The sequence below is a fragment of the Microvirga lotononidis genome, assembly GCF_034627025.1.
Taxonomy (GTDB): domain Bacteria; phylum Pseudomonadota; class Alphaproteobacteria; order Rhizobiales; family Beijerinckiaceae; genus Microvirga; species Microvirga lotononidis.
On record NZ_CP141050.1, the window covers coordinates 221,165 to 234,722 of the forward strand.

Annotated in this window: 14 protein-coding genes; 10 read left to right on the forward strand and 4 right to left on the reverse strand. The window is 67.4% G+C overall.

Features of this window, described 5'->3' with window-relative positions; all coding sequences use genetic code 11:
- Positions 1 to 426: 426 nt before the first annotated feature.
- Positions 427 to 558, reverse strand: a complete 132-nt coding sequence (locus tag U0023_RS30675; protein ID WP_280940638.1) for a hypothetical protein — start codon at positions 556 to 558, stop codon at positions 427 to 429.
- 116 nt (positions 559 to 674) lie between these two features.
- Between U0023_RS30675 and U0023_RS30680 the strand changes: the two genes are divergently transcribed.
- Together U0023_RS30680 and U0023_RS30685 are read left to right on the forward strand one after the other, a co-directional pair.
- On the forward strand, positions 675 to 926 hold the full coding sequence (locus tag U0023_RS30680; RefSeq protein ID WP_009488885.1) for a hypothetical protein: 252 nt from the start codon (positions 675 to 677) through the stop codon (positions 924 to 926).
- 160 nt (positions 927 to 1,086) lie between these two features.
- Positions 1,087 to 1,389: a helix-turn-helix domain-containing protein gene (locus U0023_RS30685; RefSeq protein WP_009488887.1), complete on the forward strand. Its 303-nt coding sequence runs from the start codon at positions 1,087 to 1,089 to the stop codon at positions 1,387 to 1,389.
- Here U0023_RS30685 and U0023_RS30690 read toward each other — a convergent pair.
- Positions 1,313 to 1,837: a helix-turn-helix domain-containing protein gene (locus U0023_RS30690; RefSeq protein ID WP_009488889.1), complete on the reverse strand. Its 525-nt coding sequence runs from the start codon at positions 1,835 to 1,837 to the stop codon at positions 1,313 to 1,315. The two genes, U0023_RS30685 and U0023_RS30690, sit on opposite strands and share 77 nt — an antisense overlap.
- A 422-nt stretch (positions 1,838 to 2,259) precedes the next feature.
- On the opposite strand from U0023_RS30690, the gene U0023_RS30695 reads away from it, so the two are divergent.
- Positions 2,260 to 2,922, forward strand: a complete 663-nt coding sequence (locus U0023_RS30695) for a DUF6766 family protein (protein WP_009488891.1) — start codon at positions 2,260 to 2,262, stop codon at positions 2,920 to 2,922.
- Positions 2,923 to 3,017: 95 nt separating this feature from the next.
- Complete coding sequence (locus tag U0023_RS30700) at positions 3,018 to 3,992, forward strand: magnesium transporter CorA family protein (RefSeq protein ID WP_009488893.1); 975 nt, start codon at positions 3,018 to 3,020, stop codon at positions 3,990 to 3,992.
- A gap of 131 nt (positions 3,993 to 4,123) precedes the next feature.
- On the opposite strand, the gene U0023_RS30705 is transcribed toward U0023_RS30700, so the two are convergent.
- Positions 4,124 to 4,300 (reverse strand): CsbD family protein, encoded by a 177-nt coding sequence (locus U0023_RS30705; protein WP_009488895.1) that lies wholly within the window; start codon positions 4,298 to 4,300, stop codon positions 4,124 to 4,126.
- Positions 4,301 to 4,343: 43 nt separating this feature from the next.
- The gene (locus U0023_RS35800; RefSeq protein WP_407667467.1) at positions 4,344 to 4,553 is read right to left on the reverse strand and encodes a hypothetical protein; all 210 of its coding nucleotides are present in this window, start codon (positions 4,551 to 4,553) and stop codon (positions 4,344 to 4,346) included.
- 514 nt (positions 4,554 to 5,067) lie between these two features.
- On the opposite strand from U0023_RS35800, the gene U0023_RS30715 reads away from it, so the two are divergent.
- The 6 genes from U0023_RS30715 (at position 5,068) to U0023_RS30740 (ending at position 13,469) form a co-directional block, all read left to right on the forward strand.
- Positions 5,068 to 6,237, forward strand: a complete 1,170-nt coding sequence (locus U0023_RS30715; RefSeq protein ID WP_009488899.1) for a YihY/virulence factor BrkB family protein — start codon at positions 5,068 to 5,070, stop codon at positions 6,235 to 6,237.
- Between the two features lie 765 nt (positions 6,238 to 7,002).
- On the forward strand, positions 7,003 to 7,182 hold the full coding sequence (locus tag U0023_RS30720; RefSeq protein ID WP_009488901.1) for a hypothetical protein: 180 nt from the start codon (positions 7,003 to 7,005) through the stop codon (positions 7,180 to 7,182).
- A gap of 4 nt (positions 7,183 to 7,186) precedes the next feature.
- A complete protein-coding gene (locus U0023_RS30725) occupies positions 7,187 to 8,191 on the forward strand; it encodes a sensor histidine kinase (RefSeq protein WP_052600410.1) in 1,005 nt (334 codons plus the stop codon).
- A 137-nt stretch (positions 8,192 to 8,328) separates the two neighbouring features.
- The gene (locus U0023_RS30730; RefSeq protein WP_009488905.1) at positions 8,329 to 8,688 is read left to right on the forward strand and encodes a hypothetical protein; all 360 of its coding nucleotides are present in this window, start codon (positions 8,329 to 8,331) and stop codon (positions 8,686 to 8,688) included.
- A complete protein-coding gene (locus U0023_RS30735) occupies positions 8,652 to 9,173 on the forward strand; it encodes a GGDEF domain-containing protein (protein ID WP_009488908.1) in 522 nt (173 codons plus the stop codon). Before U0023_RS30730 ends, U0023_RS30735 begins: the two co-directional genes overlap by 37 nt.
- A 303-nt stretch (positions 9,174 to 9,476) precedes the next feature.
- Complete coding sequence (locus tag U0023_RS30740; RefSeq protein WP_009488910.1) at positions 9,477 to 13,469, forward strand: PAS domain-containing protein; 3,993 nt, start codon at positions 9,477 to 9,479, stop codon at positions 13,467 to 13,469.
- The last annotated feature ends 89 nt before the right edge of the window (positions 13,470 to 13,558 follow it).

The following is a 13,558-nucleotide window of genomic DNA, read 5'->3' on the forward strand; positions in this document are numbered from 1 at the left end:
TCAACCCTCAATTCGGGCGAAACCGGAGCGTAAAGCCAGAAGCAAACCTGGAGGGTTGCTCATGCAGTACGCTCGCTCGTTTCGCTTTTACCGTACCTGAGATGAACGGGAGCGAACCAGTCACGAAATGTGTCGGATTCTAAGCTTGGCAATACCTGCTGGCGGGATGCCGCATGCATGACCATATGCCCGCCGGGTCGGACACATTGGGGTGCCCTGCCGGGCCGCATTTGCCGCACGCCATCCCTGCAACCCCGACCTCACGGCGCGGGCTCGGTTGCATCAACCGACTTCACCTCGACCAGCGCCTCGCGCTCCTGGTAGAGAACCTCGCCTGACGCAGGGCGGGCGCGGTTTCATGCATAACTTCAGCGACAAGCGTGCTTTGCTTGGACTTTCGGGGAAAGCCGGCGCATAGTGGGACCATCACCAGCCGGTCCGATACCATAGGCGCTGGTGGCAGAGAGAGACGTGTGCTCCCGCCTGCACCGCCAGGAGCATCGTCATGGCGAAGACGTCCCCAAGGCCTGACGACAACCCAGACGACACATCGCTCATCCAAGTCTCCTGGGAACTGGTCAAGCACTCACGCGAGTTGCTGGCCGCAACCAAGCCCCTCGTCGAACGCCGGCAGCATTGGCCTGTTGTTCGAGACCAAGGACAGAAGTCAGACCATGCCCAATGCTTGGAAAGAACGTGAGGACCTTGTCAAGGCGGAAGCTGACATCACCGCAGGCGAGAAGCGCGTGAGCGAGCAGATCCTCCTGATCAAGGAACTGGCCCGGGATGGTCACGACGTGACCGCAGCCGAAAAGGTGCTCCAGAATTTTGAGGACACCCTGGAGCAATGGCGGTGGCACCGGCAGATCATCCTGGAGGAAATCGAGCGACAGGAAGGGCTGGGACACGACGACCCCGGCTCTTGAGGTACACTCCTATCCGAACTGTCAAAAGGCTGTCCCATTCGAGCAAGCACGTCTCTCCGTCTTGTCGCAGCCTGACGCCATGAAAATGCCGTCCCCTCGCAGGGCAGGCTTGCCCCAACCTCACAGTGGCCACCAATCGCTGGCCGGCGAGTTGCGGCGCATGCTCCATCACGAGCTCATCCAGGATACCTGTTCGGCGGAGAGGGCGGCCAGCTTCTATGCGGTGTCCCGCCGGACCCTGTGCCGGCACCTGACAGCCGAAGGCAGTTCGTTCCGACAGCTCACCACCGAGGTCCGCTGCGAGCTCGCCTGCCTGTTGCTCGCCGCGTCGAACCTGTCGCTCGGCCAGATCGCCGAGATCCTGAATTACGCCGAGCTCAGCGCCTTCAGCCGCGCCTTTCGCCGGTGGACGGGCCAGAGTCCGTCGGCTTGGCGCAGCAGTGAGCGCGGGCTGGCAGGATAGACAGGACATTGGCCGCATGCGCGGCTCGCCACAGGCCTGGGGCTTGGCCGGACCATCCCCGGAACGCGCGGCTTAAGGCGCTGGCCTCCGAGTAGCCAAGAGCCGCCGCAATCTGGCCGAGCGACATCTCGGTGCCCTTGAGCAGACAACAGGCCACCTCAAACCGAATCTCGTTCGCAAGGGTCCTGTAGCTGGTGCCGCGGCGCCTCGGGCGGCGGTCGACGGTGCGGCCGCTCATCGCCAGCAGTTCGGCCATGTGCTCCCGCGAACGCCGATGGTCCGTGAGCCAGGGACAGAGCAACCGCCGGATGCCGTCCGCCACCTCGGGGTCCAGAGCACCCGTCGTTCGCTCGGCCCGCTCCTCCAGCATGGCCAGGAGCAGCGGCTGCGCCCCAGGCCTTGGATCGGCCGTCGGCTCCGGCATGGACACATGCAAGTGGACCGTCATGAACGCTCCTGGGACAGGCCATCCTTGACCGGATGGCGGTCGGCTGAGACTGAGGTACTTGCAAAGGGAGCGCAATGCGCTCAAACGGTGCCTTTCCAGGTCAGTCACGCAGCCTCGAGTCCATTGATCGAAACGGCTTTCCACGACATTCGCGGTGCGGCACTTGCATACCGAAGGTTACGGGAAATACGTGGCTCATGGGCGCGAGCTAAGGCAGGATCGGAGCCATGCCCGACCGAGCCGAGCAAGTCGCCCGGATCCAGCAGCAGATCGTCGAAGGTGATCTGCGGATGTCCGCGCTTCGACAGGCAAGCCACCGCATCCTTGCGACAGCGCTGGCTCAGGCGACTTGGCCCTCCGGAAACCAACATTCCTGTCCCGCGTTACCCGACCGTAGCAGTTGAGAGTGTGAGGTCAGGCGGATGCGTCGGTTCCTGCGTGACAATGGGTTGTCGCTCACCTTGTTTGCCCTGTTCCTGGTCTCCTTCATCGGCCAAGCACTCACGGGTTGGAGGGCCAACGCCGAGGAGCTCCGCCTACACGAGTTGCCTGAGATCGGCTTCCTCATGTACCTGACCAGCGGCCACTTCATCTCGGCGACATTCGAGAACTGGGAAAGCGAATTCCTCCAGATGGCGACCTACGTGCTGCTCACCATCTTCCTGTTCCAGAAGGGCGCCTCGGAGTCCAAGAAGCCGAACGAGGACAATCCCGAGGACGAGTCGCCCTCGGCGCATCGCGGCGATCCAGATGCACCGTGGCCTGTCCACCGCGGCGGCCTGCTGCTGAAGCTCTACTCGCACTCGCTCAGTCTTGCCCTTGTCACGCTGTTCCTCGCCTCGTTCTGGCTGCATCTGGCGGGGAGCACGCGCCGAATGAACGAGGAGGCTGTTCAGCACCACCAGCCCTCGCAAACCATGATCGAGACGCTTGGGGATCCGCAGTTCTGGTACGAGAGCTTCCAGAACTGGCAAAGCGAGTTCCTGTCGATTGCCGTGCTGCTGGTGCTCGGCATCTACCTGCGCGAGCGCGGCTCGCCGGAGTCGAAGCCCGTCGCCGCTCCGCACACGATGACCGGACACTGAGACCAACCTCCCCATTCGGGATCGATGATGCTCATGACCGGATCTGGAGCGGCCCTATATCAGCGATACCTGCATGAAGGCCTGAGGCCGGCGCCATGCTGACGATCGACCGCGACGAGGCCGGAACGGTGCGCGAGAGCGCCTCCCTCGACCTGCCGAAGGCGGTGATCTGGATCGACCTGCTCGATCCGACTGCCGACGAGACGGCCTTCGTCGAGAGCCGCACCCACATCCAGGTACCCTCGGCCGCGGAGTTAAGCGAGATCGAGGCCTCGAGCCGGCTCCAGGTCAGGCGGGGCATCATCTATCTGAGCACCCCGATTCTCGCCCACAGCGACACGCCCGACGCCTTCCTGTCCCCGGTCGGGTTCATCCTGTCGCCCACGGTGCTGGTGACGGTACGCTTCGCCAAGCTGGTGACCTTCGATCTGGTGGCGCAGCAGATCCACGACGATCCGACCTTGGCCAGCAATGTCGGGGTGTTCACCGCCCTGCTCGAGGCGATTGTCGACCGCGGGGCCGACGTGCTGGAGGGGCTGCGGGGTGAGCTCGACCGGATCTCCCGCAAGGTCTTCCACGGCAATCCGATCCATCTGAGCCATGCCGTCCGGTCCACCAACACCTTGCGCCTGACCTTGAGTGCCGTCGGGGCCATCGGCGAGCGGGTGTCGCAGGCGCGCGACGTCATGCTGGGGGTGGGCCGGATCGCCTCGTTCGCCCATGACATCGGCGAGGAGTGGATCACGCCGGAGTTCAAGGTGCGGCTCCGGGCCGTGATGAAGGATGTGGCCTCTCTCAACGAGTACGAGGCGCACCTGTCGGGCAAGGTGCAGTTCCTGCTCGATGCGGTGCTGGGCTACATCACGATCGAGCAGAACGACCTGTTCAAGGTGCTGACCATCGCCTCGGTGGTGGGGATCCCGCCGACGCTGATTGCCGGCATCTACGGCATGAACTTCAAGGTCATGCCCGAACTCGACTGGGCGTGGGGCTATTCGTTCGGGCTGGCCCTGATCCTGGTCAGCGCCGTCATTCCGCTGATCTGGTTCAAGTGGCGGGGCTGGTTCTAGCGTGGGTCCAGCGCCCGCCGTCGGCCATGGTGGATGCCCGACGCAACAGCCCCGAGCGCCGCATGGCAGCCGAGCCGGGCCAGCACAGGCAGCCCCATCGGACGGATGGGGCTGCGGCAACCGCGCTGCGGTTACTTCTTCAGCGTATCCTTGATGCTGCCCATCGCGTTCTGGGCCTTGCCCTTGGCTTGGTCCATCTTGCCCTCGGTCTGCATCTTGGTGTCGCCGGTCAAATCGCCGGCGGCTTGCTTCATCTTGCCGCCCGTGCGGGTGGCGGCGCCTTTCACACGATCTTTGTCCATCGCCATGGCTCCCTCCTGGGGAGAACCGACGCGGCTGTGCGTCAGGGAATCAACCGCTCCCCGGTCGCGCTCGTTCCCTGGCGAAGTGTGAATGAGGTGCATGAGGTGCTGGTTTGCGGCGATCAATCCTCATCGACGCGGTGACCGCGCCGACCTGATCGTCGTGCTCATTCCGCACCTCAATGACGACATCGCTGAAATCGCCCTTCGCCAGATGATCCGTCCCGATCTCGGCGGCCGAGCGTGCCGCCCCCAGCATGGCGGCGTCCACGCTGCCGAACTCGGTGCCCTCGTCGTCACGCAGGAGGTCATGCCGTCCCGGACATCGAAGAAGTAGCGGGCCATGGCGGCCTCCTCGCGGACACCAAGGCAGTATACCACAGGGCCTGTCGGGACACGGCACGGATCCGGGGGATGACAGGCCGGATCGGCAGGCCGTCTGCCGGGACAGCGATGAAGGGGAGGCGCATGCCGGAAGTCGCGAGAGCCTGCGCCGCCTGCCACGGCGCCGGAACCGTGCGGTGCAACAAGTGCGGTAGGGAAGGGGCAGTGGAAGGCCTGGACCTCGTCCGGCACAGGTGCTCCGTCGGCGGTGGATCGGGGGCCTGCAATGCCAAGCCTGCGGCGGCACGGGGCACGTCCCGGACGGGCAGCCGGAGGCATCGGGCCCGCGGTCCGCCTGAAGCGGAGCGGGAACCGTCGCCGCACGGTTCCGGTTACCTCAGCAGCCAAGCATGTCGCTTGTCCATCGTCGAGGAGGTGCCGTTTCCGTCATGTCGGCCGTCACGCCCCCGCGTCAGGATCCGAAACAGAGCCGGACAGGCTCCGCAACGGCCACCATGCTGGCCATCGTCGCCGGCTGGGCACTGGTCCGCCTCGTCGCCAATGGGCGGGGACATCCCGCGGAGGCGAGGGATCGCCGGGCCACCCCGGCCCGTGGCCGACGGCCCGGCCAGGAGAGCGACCCGCAGCATGCCCCACCCCAGGCGGCGAGCGAGACGAGGCGCGGGCGCGAGGCCGACACACCGACGCAGATCCCGACACTCGGCTGGAAGGACATCCTGTGGCGTACCTGGGAGGAGTTCGGCCAGGACCGCATCATGTCGGTGGCCGCCGGCGTGACCTACTACGCATTGCTGGCCATCTTCCCGGCCCTTGCGGCACTCGTCTCCATCTACGGCCTCTTCGCCGACCCTGCCACGATCCAGGACCATCTTAACGCGCTCTCGGGCGTGCTGCCGGGCGGGGCGACCGAGGTCATCGGCGATCAGGTGAAGCGGATTGCCTCGAAAGGCGGCGGCACGCTGGGCTTCAGCTTCGTCATCGGTCTGGCAATAGCATTGTGGAGCGCGAACGCCGGCATGAAGGCCATCTTCGATGCGCTGAACATCGCCTACGACGAGGAGGAGAAGCGGAGTTTCATCCGGCTGAACCTTCAGTCGCTGGCGTTCACGCTCGCGGCGATCGGCTTCATCCTCTTGGCCCTGGGCAGCATCGTCGTGCTGCCGATTGTTCTCGACTTCGTCGGTCTCGGCAGCGGGATGGAATGGCTGCTCTCGCTCGCCCGCTGGCCGATCCTCCTGGCCGCGGTGGTTGCGGGGCTGGCGGTGCTCTACCGCTACGGCCCGAGCCGCGACAAGGCGGAGTGGAAATGGGTGACGCCGGGCGGCCTCGTGGCCGCCGTGCTGTGGCTGGTCGGCTCGATGCTGTTCTCGTGGTACGTGGCCAACTTCGGCAGCTACAACGAGACCTACGGCTCGCTCGGCGCGGTGATCGGCTTCATGACGTGGATCTGGATCTCAAGCATCGTCGTGCTGCTCGGGGCAGAGTTGAACGCCGAGATGGAGCACCAGACGGCAAAAGATTCCACGGAAGGGCCGCCACAGCCCATGGGAAGCCGCGGGGCGACCATGGCCGACACCGTCGGGGCCGCGAAGGCCTGAGGGCCGATCCCGACCCGCGACAGGGTTGCTGGCACGGATCCGCCATCGGCCGCCGCGACACGAACCGTCCATGCGGCTTCCAATCGGAACGTACGGGCGATCAGTGGCCGACTTGGCGAGTGCCGAAGGCCGGCTCCGCCTCCTGACGGCGGTCTTAGCCCATGAACACGCCCTGGCCCCGATGGGGCCGATGCCGCGGCGGATGCACTGAGCCGGAGGTCGCGGCCCAGTCGCTACCCAGCAACGTCGTATTGCCCGGGGGCGAAAGCGAATGCCGGGTTTTCCGCGGCCCCGTTTCACATGGGTTAGGGCGGCCCCGCCCGGTCGGGTGCATGCTGACTATCGAAGTGGGGTGGCGTTCACTGCGGGTTTTCTCAAGCCGCCCCGCTCACGTTCCCGGCTGGGACGCGCACCCGCCGCGGCTCCGGCTGAAAGGGAGGCTGAGATCGACATACCGCCTGGGCCGAGACCGCCTCTCATGTCTTCCCATCCAGAGGCTCATGTCCCGGCTCCACAATTCGAGCCTTTTTGACCGGGTCATCCGGAACACCGTCAGTGACGTGTGACCTGCGGGTCACCACGGGCCCGTCGCATAAGCGTCCGGGCCCGTTCCGTGCCGGCCGCCCGACCAGGGTGAGAGGGTTTCCGGAGATGGATCACGCCCTTCCCAGCAAAACTTGGCCCTGTCCTCGAACAAGGGGCGGCATCCCAGGGTTTTAGCCTCCAGCCACTCACCGTCCCGTCCCGTGATCGCAGGGGATTCCGATGCCCCGCTACTACTTCCACCTCCGCTCCAAGGAACGGTTCGTCCGGGACACGGAAGGGGGCGATAAGGTCGCGGCGGAACTGCACGGCGTTCTCCTGCATGAAACCAGGGCAGGCTGCTGCGGGACCGTGGCGGTCACGGACGAGGGCGATCGGATCATCCATGTCACGTCGCACTGAGAGGATGGACAACGCTGGGACCAGCAACGCCCTCAGGGCCGAGCTGGCGGATCTGCACGCGCTGTTCCGGCAGGCGCCCGGCTACATGGCGGTCCTGCGGGGACCGGACCACGTCTACGCGCTGGTCAACGACGCCTACCGGCGCACCGTCGGCGAGCGCGACCTGATCGGCAAGCCGGTGCGCGAGGCCATGCCCGAACTCGCAGGGCAGGGCTTCTTCGAACTGCTCGATGAAGTCTATGCGACCGGAAAGCCCTTCGTCGGGCACCAGATGCCGGCCAAAGTCCAGCGGCAGCCGGATCGTCCTGTCGAGGAAATTTTTGTCGACTTCATCTATCAGCCGATCATCGGCGTGGACGGGCAGGTCTCCGGAATCTTCGTCGAAGGCAGCGACGTCACGGACCGGGTCCGCGCGGCCGAGTACCAGCAACTGCTGCTCAATGAGCTCAACCATCGGGTCAAGAACACGCTCGCCACCGTGCAGTCGATCGTGTCGCAGACGCTGCGCAACGCGCCCACCCCGCCCGAGGCGCGGACCCTGATCGAGCAGCGCATGATCGCCTTGTCGCGCGCCCACGACGTGCTCACCCGTGAGAAGTGGGAGGGGGCGGAGCTGCCCGCGATCATTGACCAGGCACTGCTGCCCTTCCGCGACGCGGAGCATGACCGCTTTCAGGTGAGCGGGCCCGAACTCCGGCTGTCGCCGCGGGTGGCGCTCGACCTGGCCATGGCGTTGCACGAACTGGGCACCAACGCCGTCAAGTACGGCGCCCTGTCGAATGCCTCCGGCACGGTCAGCGTCACCTGGGAGGTGGATCGCGGGGGCATGCCGCCCCGCCTCAGGCTGCGCTGGGAGGAGCACGGCGGCCCGCCGGTCGCGCCGCCCGGCCGTCGCGGCTTCGGCACACGGCTGATCGAGCGCAGCCTGGCACAGGACCTGGGCGGTGAAGCCCGGATCGAGTTCGCTCGTTCCGGCATCGTCTGCACGATCGACACCCCGGTCGCGTAGGCCTCCGGCCCGGGAAGGCTCGTCCGAGTGTGGCTTGATCTGTCTCAATGCCGCACGGGCCGGCACATGCCTTATGAGCCGCCTTCGTGCTACATGCCCCCGAACCGCACTCATCGCTCCTGCCATCCGACGACCCGATGCCCACGCCTGTTGCAGACGCCGACGACGAAACCCTCCGATCCCTCGTGGAAGCCCTGACGGACAGCGGGCAGGTGATCGCCGTCTACGATCCCGAGGACTGCCTCCGGTATGCCAACCGGGCCTACCGCAAGATCTTTCTCGGAGACTGCGAGGGAACCTTCACGTTTGCCGATCTCCTGCGCCACGGGGCACGGCACGGGATTGGGACACGGATCGCCGACGGCGGCGTCGAGGCCCTGATCGCGCGGACCTACAAGGGCCGTCGCAGCGTCCCGCGCAAGTCGTTCGACACCGACCTCGTCGACGACGCTGGTTCTGGATGGACGAGACTACCCTGCCGAACGGCTGGGTGCTGACCGTGGGTGCCGACATCACCGCGCTGAAGCACAACGAGAAAACCCTGCGCCAGGCGCACGAGGCGGCCATCGCGGCGTCACGCACCGATCCGCTCACCGACCTGCCGAACCGCCGCCGCATCCTGGAACTGCTCGACGAGGCGCTCTTCGGGAACGAGGCCTCGACGTCGGGTCTCTGCGTCGCGGTCATCGACATCGACCGTTTCAAGGCCATCAACGACACGCACGGGCACGAGGCCGGCGACGCCGTGCTCCGGCACTTCGCCGGGACCTGCCGCGAGCGGGTGCGGAGCCAGGACGTGCTCGGCCGCATGGGCGGCGAGGAGTTCCTGCTGGTCCTCCCCGGCGTCAAGGCAGGCGATGGCATGGGGCTCGCCGAGCGGGTGCGACAAGGGCTCCCGCCGATAAGATTGGCCGAGGATGGGATCAGCCTGCGCTACACCTTCAGCGCCGGAATTGCCGAGGCCGTGCCGAAGGATGACTGAAGCTCGCTTCTCCGACGGGCGGACCGGGCCCTGTACGCCGCCAAGCGCGAAGGGCGGAACCGAACCATGGTCGATGGCGCGGCCTTAGGAGCAGAGTGAGGCGAATCCCGTCACGTGGTGGAGGATCCTCCCGACGCCGGGGCGATCCCGAAGCATGAGGCGTGGCCCGCCGGACGGCCACCTTTACCCTATCCGGCCCCGACGCTATCTGATTGCCTTCGCCTGAAGTCGGGCCAACGCCTTGCCCCTGGCGGGGACGGGCCGCGGCCGTCGACCCAAGCATCCACGAAGAGAGCGGACGCGATGCACGGCAGCCCTGGACCGAATGGCAGACCGGACGTCCTCGCGGGCGGCGGCGAGATGGCCGAACGCATCGCGGCCTATGACTGGACCGGAACGGCCATCGGTCCGATCGCCGGCTGGCCGCAGAGCCTCAGGACGACGGTGGGCATCATGCTGCGCTCGCCCGTGCCCATGGTTCTCCTGTGGGGGCCGGACGGCGTGATGATCTACAACGACGCCTACACGGTCTTCGCCGGAGGCCGCCATCCGCGGCTTCTGGGTTCCCCGGTGCTCCAGGGCTGGCCGGAGGTGGCCGACTTCAACGCCCACGTGATGCGGGTGGGGCTGGCCGGCGGCACGCTGTCCTACAAGGACCAGGAGCTTACGCTCCACCGCGAGGGCGTGCCGGAGCCGGTGTGGATGAACCTCGACTACAGCCCGGTGCTCGACGAGAGCGGGCAGCCCGCAGGCGTGCTGGCGATCGTGGTGGAGACCACCGACCGGGTGCTGGCCGAGCGCAGGATCGCGTCGGAGACCGAGCGGCAGCGGCGGCTGTTCGAGCAGGCGCCGGGCTTCATCACCATCCTGGCCGGGCCGGAACACAGGTTCGAGTTCGTCAACCAGGCCTACAAGCGCCTGTTCGGCGACCGCGACTTCATCGGCCGGACCGTGCGCGAGGCCTTTCCCGAGATCGGGGAGCAAGGCTTCTACGACTGGCTCGACCAGGTCTACGCGACGGGAGAGCGCTTCGTCGCCACCCATGTCCCGGCCCGGCTGCAAGCCTCCCCGTCCGAGCCAGCCAGGGACGTCGTCCTCGACTTCATCTACGAGCCCGTCAGGGACGAGAGCGGGCGGATCACCGGCATCTTCTGCGAGGGCCACGACGTCACCGAGGCCTATCGGGCCCGGACGGCCGTCGAGGCCAGCAACGGCCGCTATGCCAGCGTGCTCGAGGCCATGAGCGAGGGCTTCATCGTCCTCGACGAGGAGTACCGCATCACCGAGATCAACGCCGAGGGGCTGCGGCTCGACGGCCGCGCTAAGAGCGAACTCCTCGGGCGAACCCATTGGGAGGCGGCGCCCGCCTCGGTCGGCACCCCGGTCGAGGCGGCCTACCGCCGCGCGATGACCGAGCGCGTCCCAGTCGAGCTCGACCACCGCTACGTCGATCCGGCCACGGGCCATGACCTCTGGCTGGCGCTGCGCATCTACCCGGTGCCGGGCGGAGTGGCCGCCTTCTACCGCGACATCGGCGCGACCCGGCGCGCGGAGGCGGCGCTGCGCAAAAGCGAGGCCGAAGCAAGGCAGACCGCGACGCTGCTGGAGCAACTGATCGAGACCGCCCCGGACCCGATTTGGACCAAGGACGAGACCGGGCGCTGGACGCTTGTCAACTCGGCCGCGGCCCGGGTGATCGGCCGCCCGCGCGAGGAGATGGCGGGCCTGCGCAACCGGGACCTCCTGCCGCCGGAGCTCGCCGCGTTCCACGACCGCGAGGAGGAGCGGATCCTCAGGGACGGCGAGACGGTCAGCGTCGAAGAACGCGTTCTTGATCACGGTCGCGGGGAAAGCCGGATCTTCCTGAGCACGAAGGTTCCCTTGCGGGCGCCGCATGGTGCAATCATCGGGCTGCTTGGAATGGCCCGGGACATCACCGACCGCAAGCAGATCGAGGCGCGGCTGCGGGCATCCTCCGAGCGGGTCCAGCTCGCGCTCGATGCGGGGGCGATCGTCGGCACCTGGGTGTGGGACGTTCCGGGCGACCGGTTCACGACCGACGAGCGCTTCGCGCGCTCCTTCGGCCTCGATGCCGATCTCTGCCGGGCAGGCCTGCCGATCGGGCAGGTGATGGCTTCCATTCACGCGGACGACCGCGCGCGGGTTGCCGATGCCGTTGCCGAGGCCCTCGGCCGCGGCGGGGACTACCGTTGCGAGTACCGGGTCCGGCACCAGGACGGCGCGTTCCGCTGGATCGAGGCGAACGGGCGCGTCGAACTCGGCGCCGACGGGACGCCGCTCCGGTTCCCGGGCGTGCTGATCGACATCGAGCAGCGGCGGGCGGCCGAGGCCGAGCGTGACCGGGCGATGGCCATGCTGCACACCTTCATCGAGGCCGTGCCGGGCGTGGTCTACGCCAAGGACCGCGACGGCCGCATGCTGATGGCCAACCGCGGCACCGCCGAGCTGATCGGCAAGCCGCCGGAGGAGTACCTGGGCAGGACCGATGCCGAGTTCCTCGACGACCGGGCGCAGGGCGAGGCGATTATGGCCAACGACCGCCGCATCATGGAGGGCGGCGTCATGGAACAGGTCGAGGAGAAGGTGCGGATGCCCGACGGCACGCCTGCGACGTGGCTGTCGACGAAGGCGCCGCTCCGGAACGCGGCCGGAGAGGTGACGGGGCTGATCGGCACCTCGATCGACATCACGGAGCGGAAGCGGATCGAGTCCGCGCTCCAGGCAAGCGAGGAGAAGCTGCGCCGGCTCAACGAGACGCTGGAGCAGCGGGTGGCGGAGACCACGGCGGAGCGCGACCGGGTGTGGCGCAACTCGCGCGACCTGGTCGCGGTCATGGGCTTCGACGGCTACCTCAAGGCGATCAACCCGGCCTGGGAGGCGACGCTCGGCTTCGACGAGGCGAGGCTGCTCGCCATGCCGTTCTGGGAGCAGGTCCACCCGGACGATCACGCGGCGGTCGGGGCCCTCGTGGAGCGGCTGCGACGGGGAGAGGCGATTGCCCGGTTCGAGGACCGGCTGCGCCATGCGGACGGCTCGTGGCGGTGGTTCGCCTGGAGCCTCGTTCCGGAGGGCGAGGTGTTTTATGCGAGCGGCCGGGACGTGACGGCCGAGAAGGAGCGCCAGGCCGAGCTGGAGCAGGCGCAGGAGGCGCTGCGGCAGAGCCAGAAGCTGGAGAGCATGGGCCAGCTCACGGGCGGCGTGGCGCATGACTTCAACAACCTGCTCATGCCGATCATCGGCGGCCTCGACATGCTCCAGCGCCGGGTTGCCGACGAGCGGTCGCAGCGTCTCATCCAGGGCGCCCTCCAATCGGCCGAGCGGGCCAAGACCCTGGTGCAGCGCCTGCTCGCCTTTGCCCGCCGCCAGCCGCTCCAGCCCATGGCCGTCGACCTGCCGCAACTCGTCGCCGGCATGGCCGACCTCGTGGCCAGCACCTCGGGCCCGCGGGTGAGGGTGGTGGTCGATGTCGATCCTGCCCTGCCGCCCGTCAAGGGCGATCCGAACCAGCTCGAGATGGCGATCCTCAACCTCGCGGTGAACGCGCGTGACGCCATGCCCGACGGCGGGCAACTCACCATTGCGGCGCGGGACGAGATCCTCGGAACCCAGCATCGCTCGAAGCTGCCGCTGGGCCGCTACGTGCGGCTGTCGGTGTCGGACACGGGCGTCGGCATGGATGAGGCGACGCTCGCGCGCGCGGTCGAGCCGTTCTTCTCCACCAAGGGCATCGGCAAGGGCACGGGGCTCGGGCTGTCGATGGTGCACGGGCTGGCCGCCCAGCTCGGCGGGGCGCTGACGATCCGAAGCAAGCCCGGTGTCGGCACGAGCGTCGAGCTGTGGCTGCCGATGGCGCCCACGGGGGCAGAGCCGTCGGAGAGGTCCGCCGATGCCGGACGCCTGGCGGCCGCAGGAACGGTCTTGATCGTGGATGACGAGGAGGCCGTGCGGGCGAGCACGGCCGACATGCTGTCGGATCTCGGCTACGCGGTGGTCGAGACGGCCTCGGCCGAGGAGGCACTGGCGCTGGTCGAGGCCGGCCTCGTGCCCGACGTGGTCGTCACCGACCATCTCATGCCCGGGATGACCGGTGTCGATCTGGCGCGCCGCCTGAAGGACAAGCGGCCTGGGTTGCCGGTGCTGGTCATCTCGGGCTATGCCGAGGACGAGGGGATAGCCCCCGACCTGCCGCGGCTGACCAAGCCCTTCCGGCAGGCCGAGCTGGCGGCCAGCCTGTCCGGATTGTCGAGGGCATCCCCAACGGACAGCGTGTCTTGACCTTCCCTGGCGGCAGGCCACCTCCCATGCCACCATGCCGCTCCCGGTATCGCGTTCCCACTCGTCCTCGTGGTCGAAGACGACCCCTT

Excerpts from the sequence above, each read along its gene's own strand:
- U0023_RS30715 (WP_009488899.1), top strand. The coding sequence starts at position 5,068 with ATGTCGGCCGTCACGCCCCCGCGTCAGGATCCGAAACAGAGCCGGACA.
- U0023_RS30675 (WP_280940638.1), bottom strand. The coding sequence starts at position 558 with ATGAGCGATGTGTCGTCTGGGTTGTCGTCAGGCCTTGGGGACGTCTTC.
- U0023_RS30690 (WP_009488889.1), bottom strand. The coding sequence starts at position 1,837 with ATGACGGTCCACTTGCATGTGTCCATGCCGGAGCCGACGGCCGATCCA.
- U0023_RS35800 (WP_407667467.1), bottom strand. The coding sequence starts at position 4,553 with ATGCTGGGGGCGGCACGCTCGGCCGCCGAGATCGGGACGGATCATCTG.
- U0023_RS30730 (WP_009488905.1), top strand. The coding sequence starts at position 8,329 with ATGCCCACGCCTGTTGCAGACGCCGACGACGAAACCCTCCGATCCCTC.
- U0023_RS30720 (WP_009488901.1), top strand. The coding sequence starts at position 7,003 with ATGCCCCGCTACTACTTCCACCTCCGCTCCAAGGAACGGTTCGTCCGG.
- U0023_RS30705 (WP_009488895.1), bottom strand. The coding sequence starts at position 4,300 with ATGGCGATGGACAAAGATCGTGTGAAAGGCGCCGCCACCCGCACGGGC.
- U0023_RS30725 (WP_052600410.1), top strand. The coding sequence starts at position 7,187 with ATGGACAACGCTGGGACCAGCAACGCCCTCAGGGCCGAGCTGGCGGAT.
- U0023_RS30700 (WP_009488893.1), top strand. The coding sequence starts at position 3,018 with ATGCTGACGATCGACCGCGACGAGGCCGGAACGGTGCGCGAGAGCGCC.
- U0023_RS30735 (WP_009488908.1), top strand. The coding sequence starts at position 8,652 with ATGGACGAGACTACCCTGCCGAACGGCTGGGTGCTGACCGTGGGTGCC.
- U0023_RS30740 (WP_009488910.1), top strand. The coding sequence starts at position 9,477 with ATGCACGGCAGCCCTGGACCGAATGGCAGACCGGACGTCCTCGCGGGC.
- U0023_RS30680 (WP_009488885.1), top strand. The coding sequence starts at position 675 with ATGCCCAATGCTTGGAAAGAACGTGAGGACCTTGTCAAGGCGGAAGCT.
- U0023_RS30695 (WP_009488891.1), top strand. The coding sequence starts at position 2,260 with ATGCGTCGGTTCCTGCGTGACAATGGGTTGTCGCTCACCTTGTTTGCC.
- U0023_RS30685 (WP_009488887.1), top strand. The coding sequence starts at position 1,087 with ATGCTCCATCACGAGCTCATCCAGGATACCTGTTCGGCGGAGAGGGCG.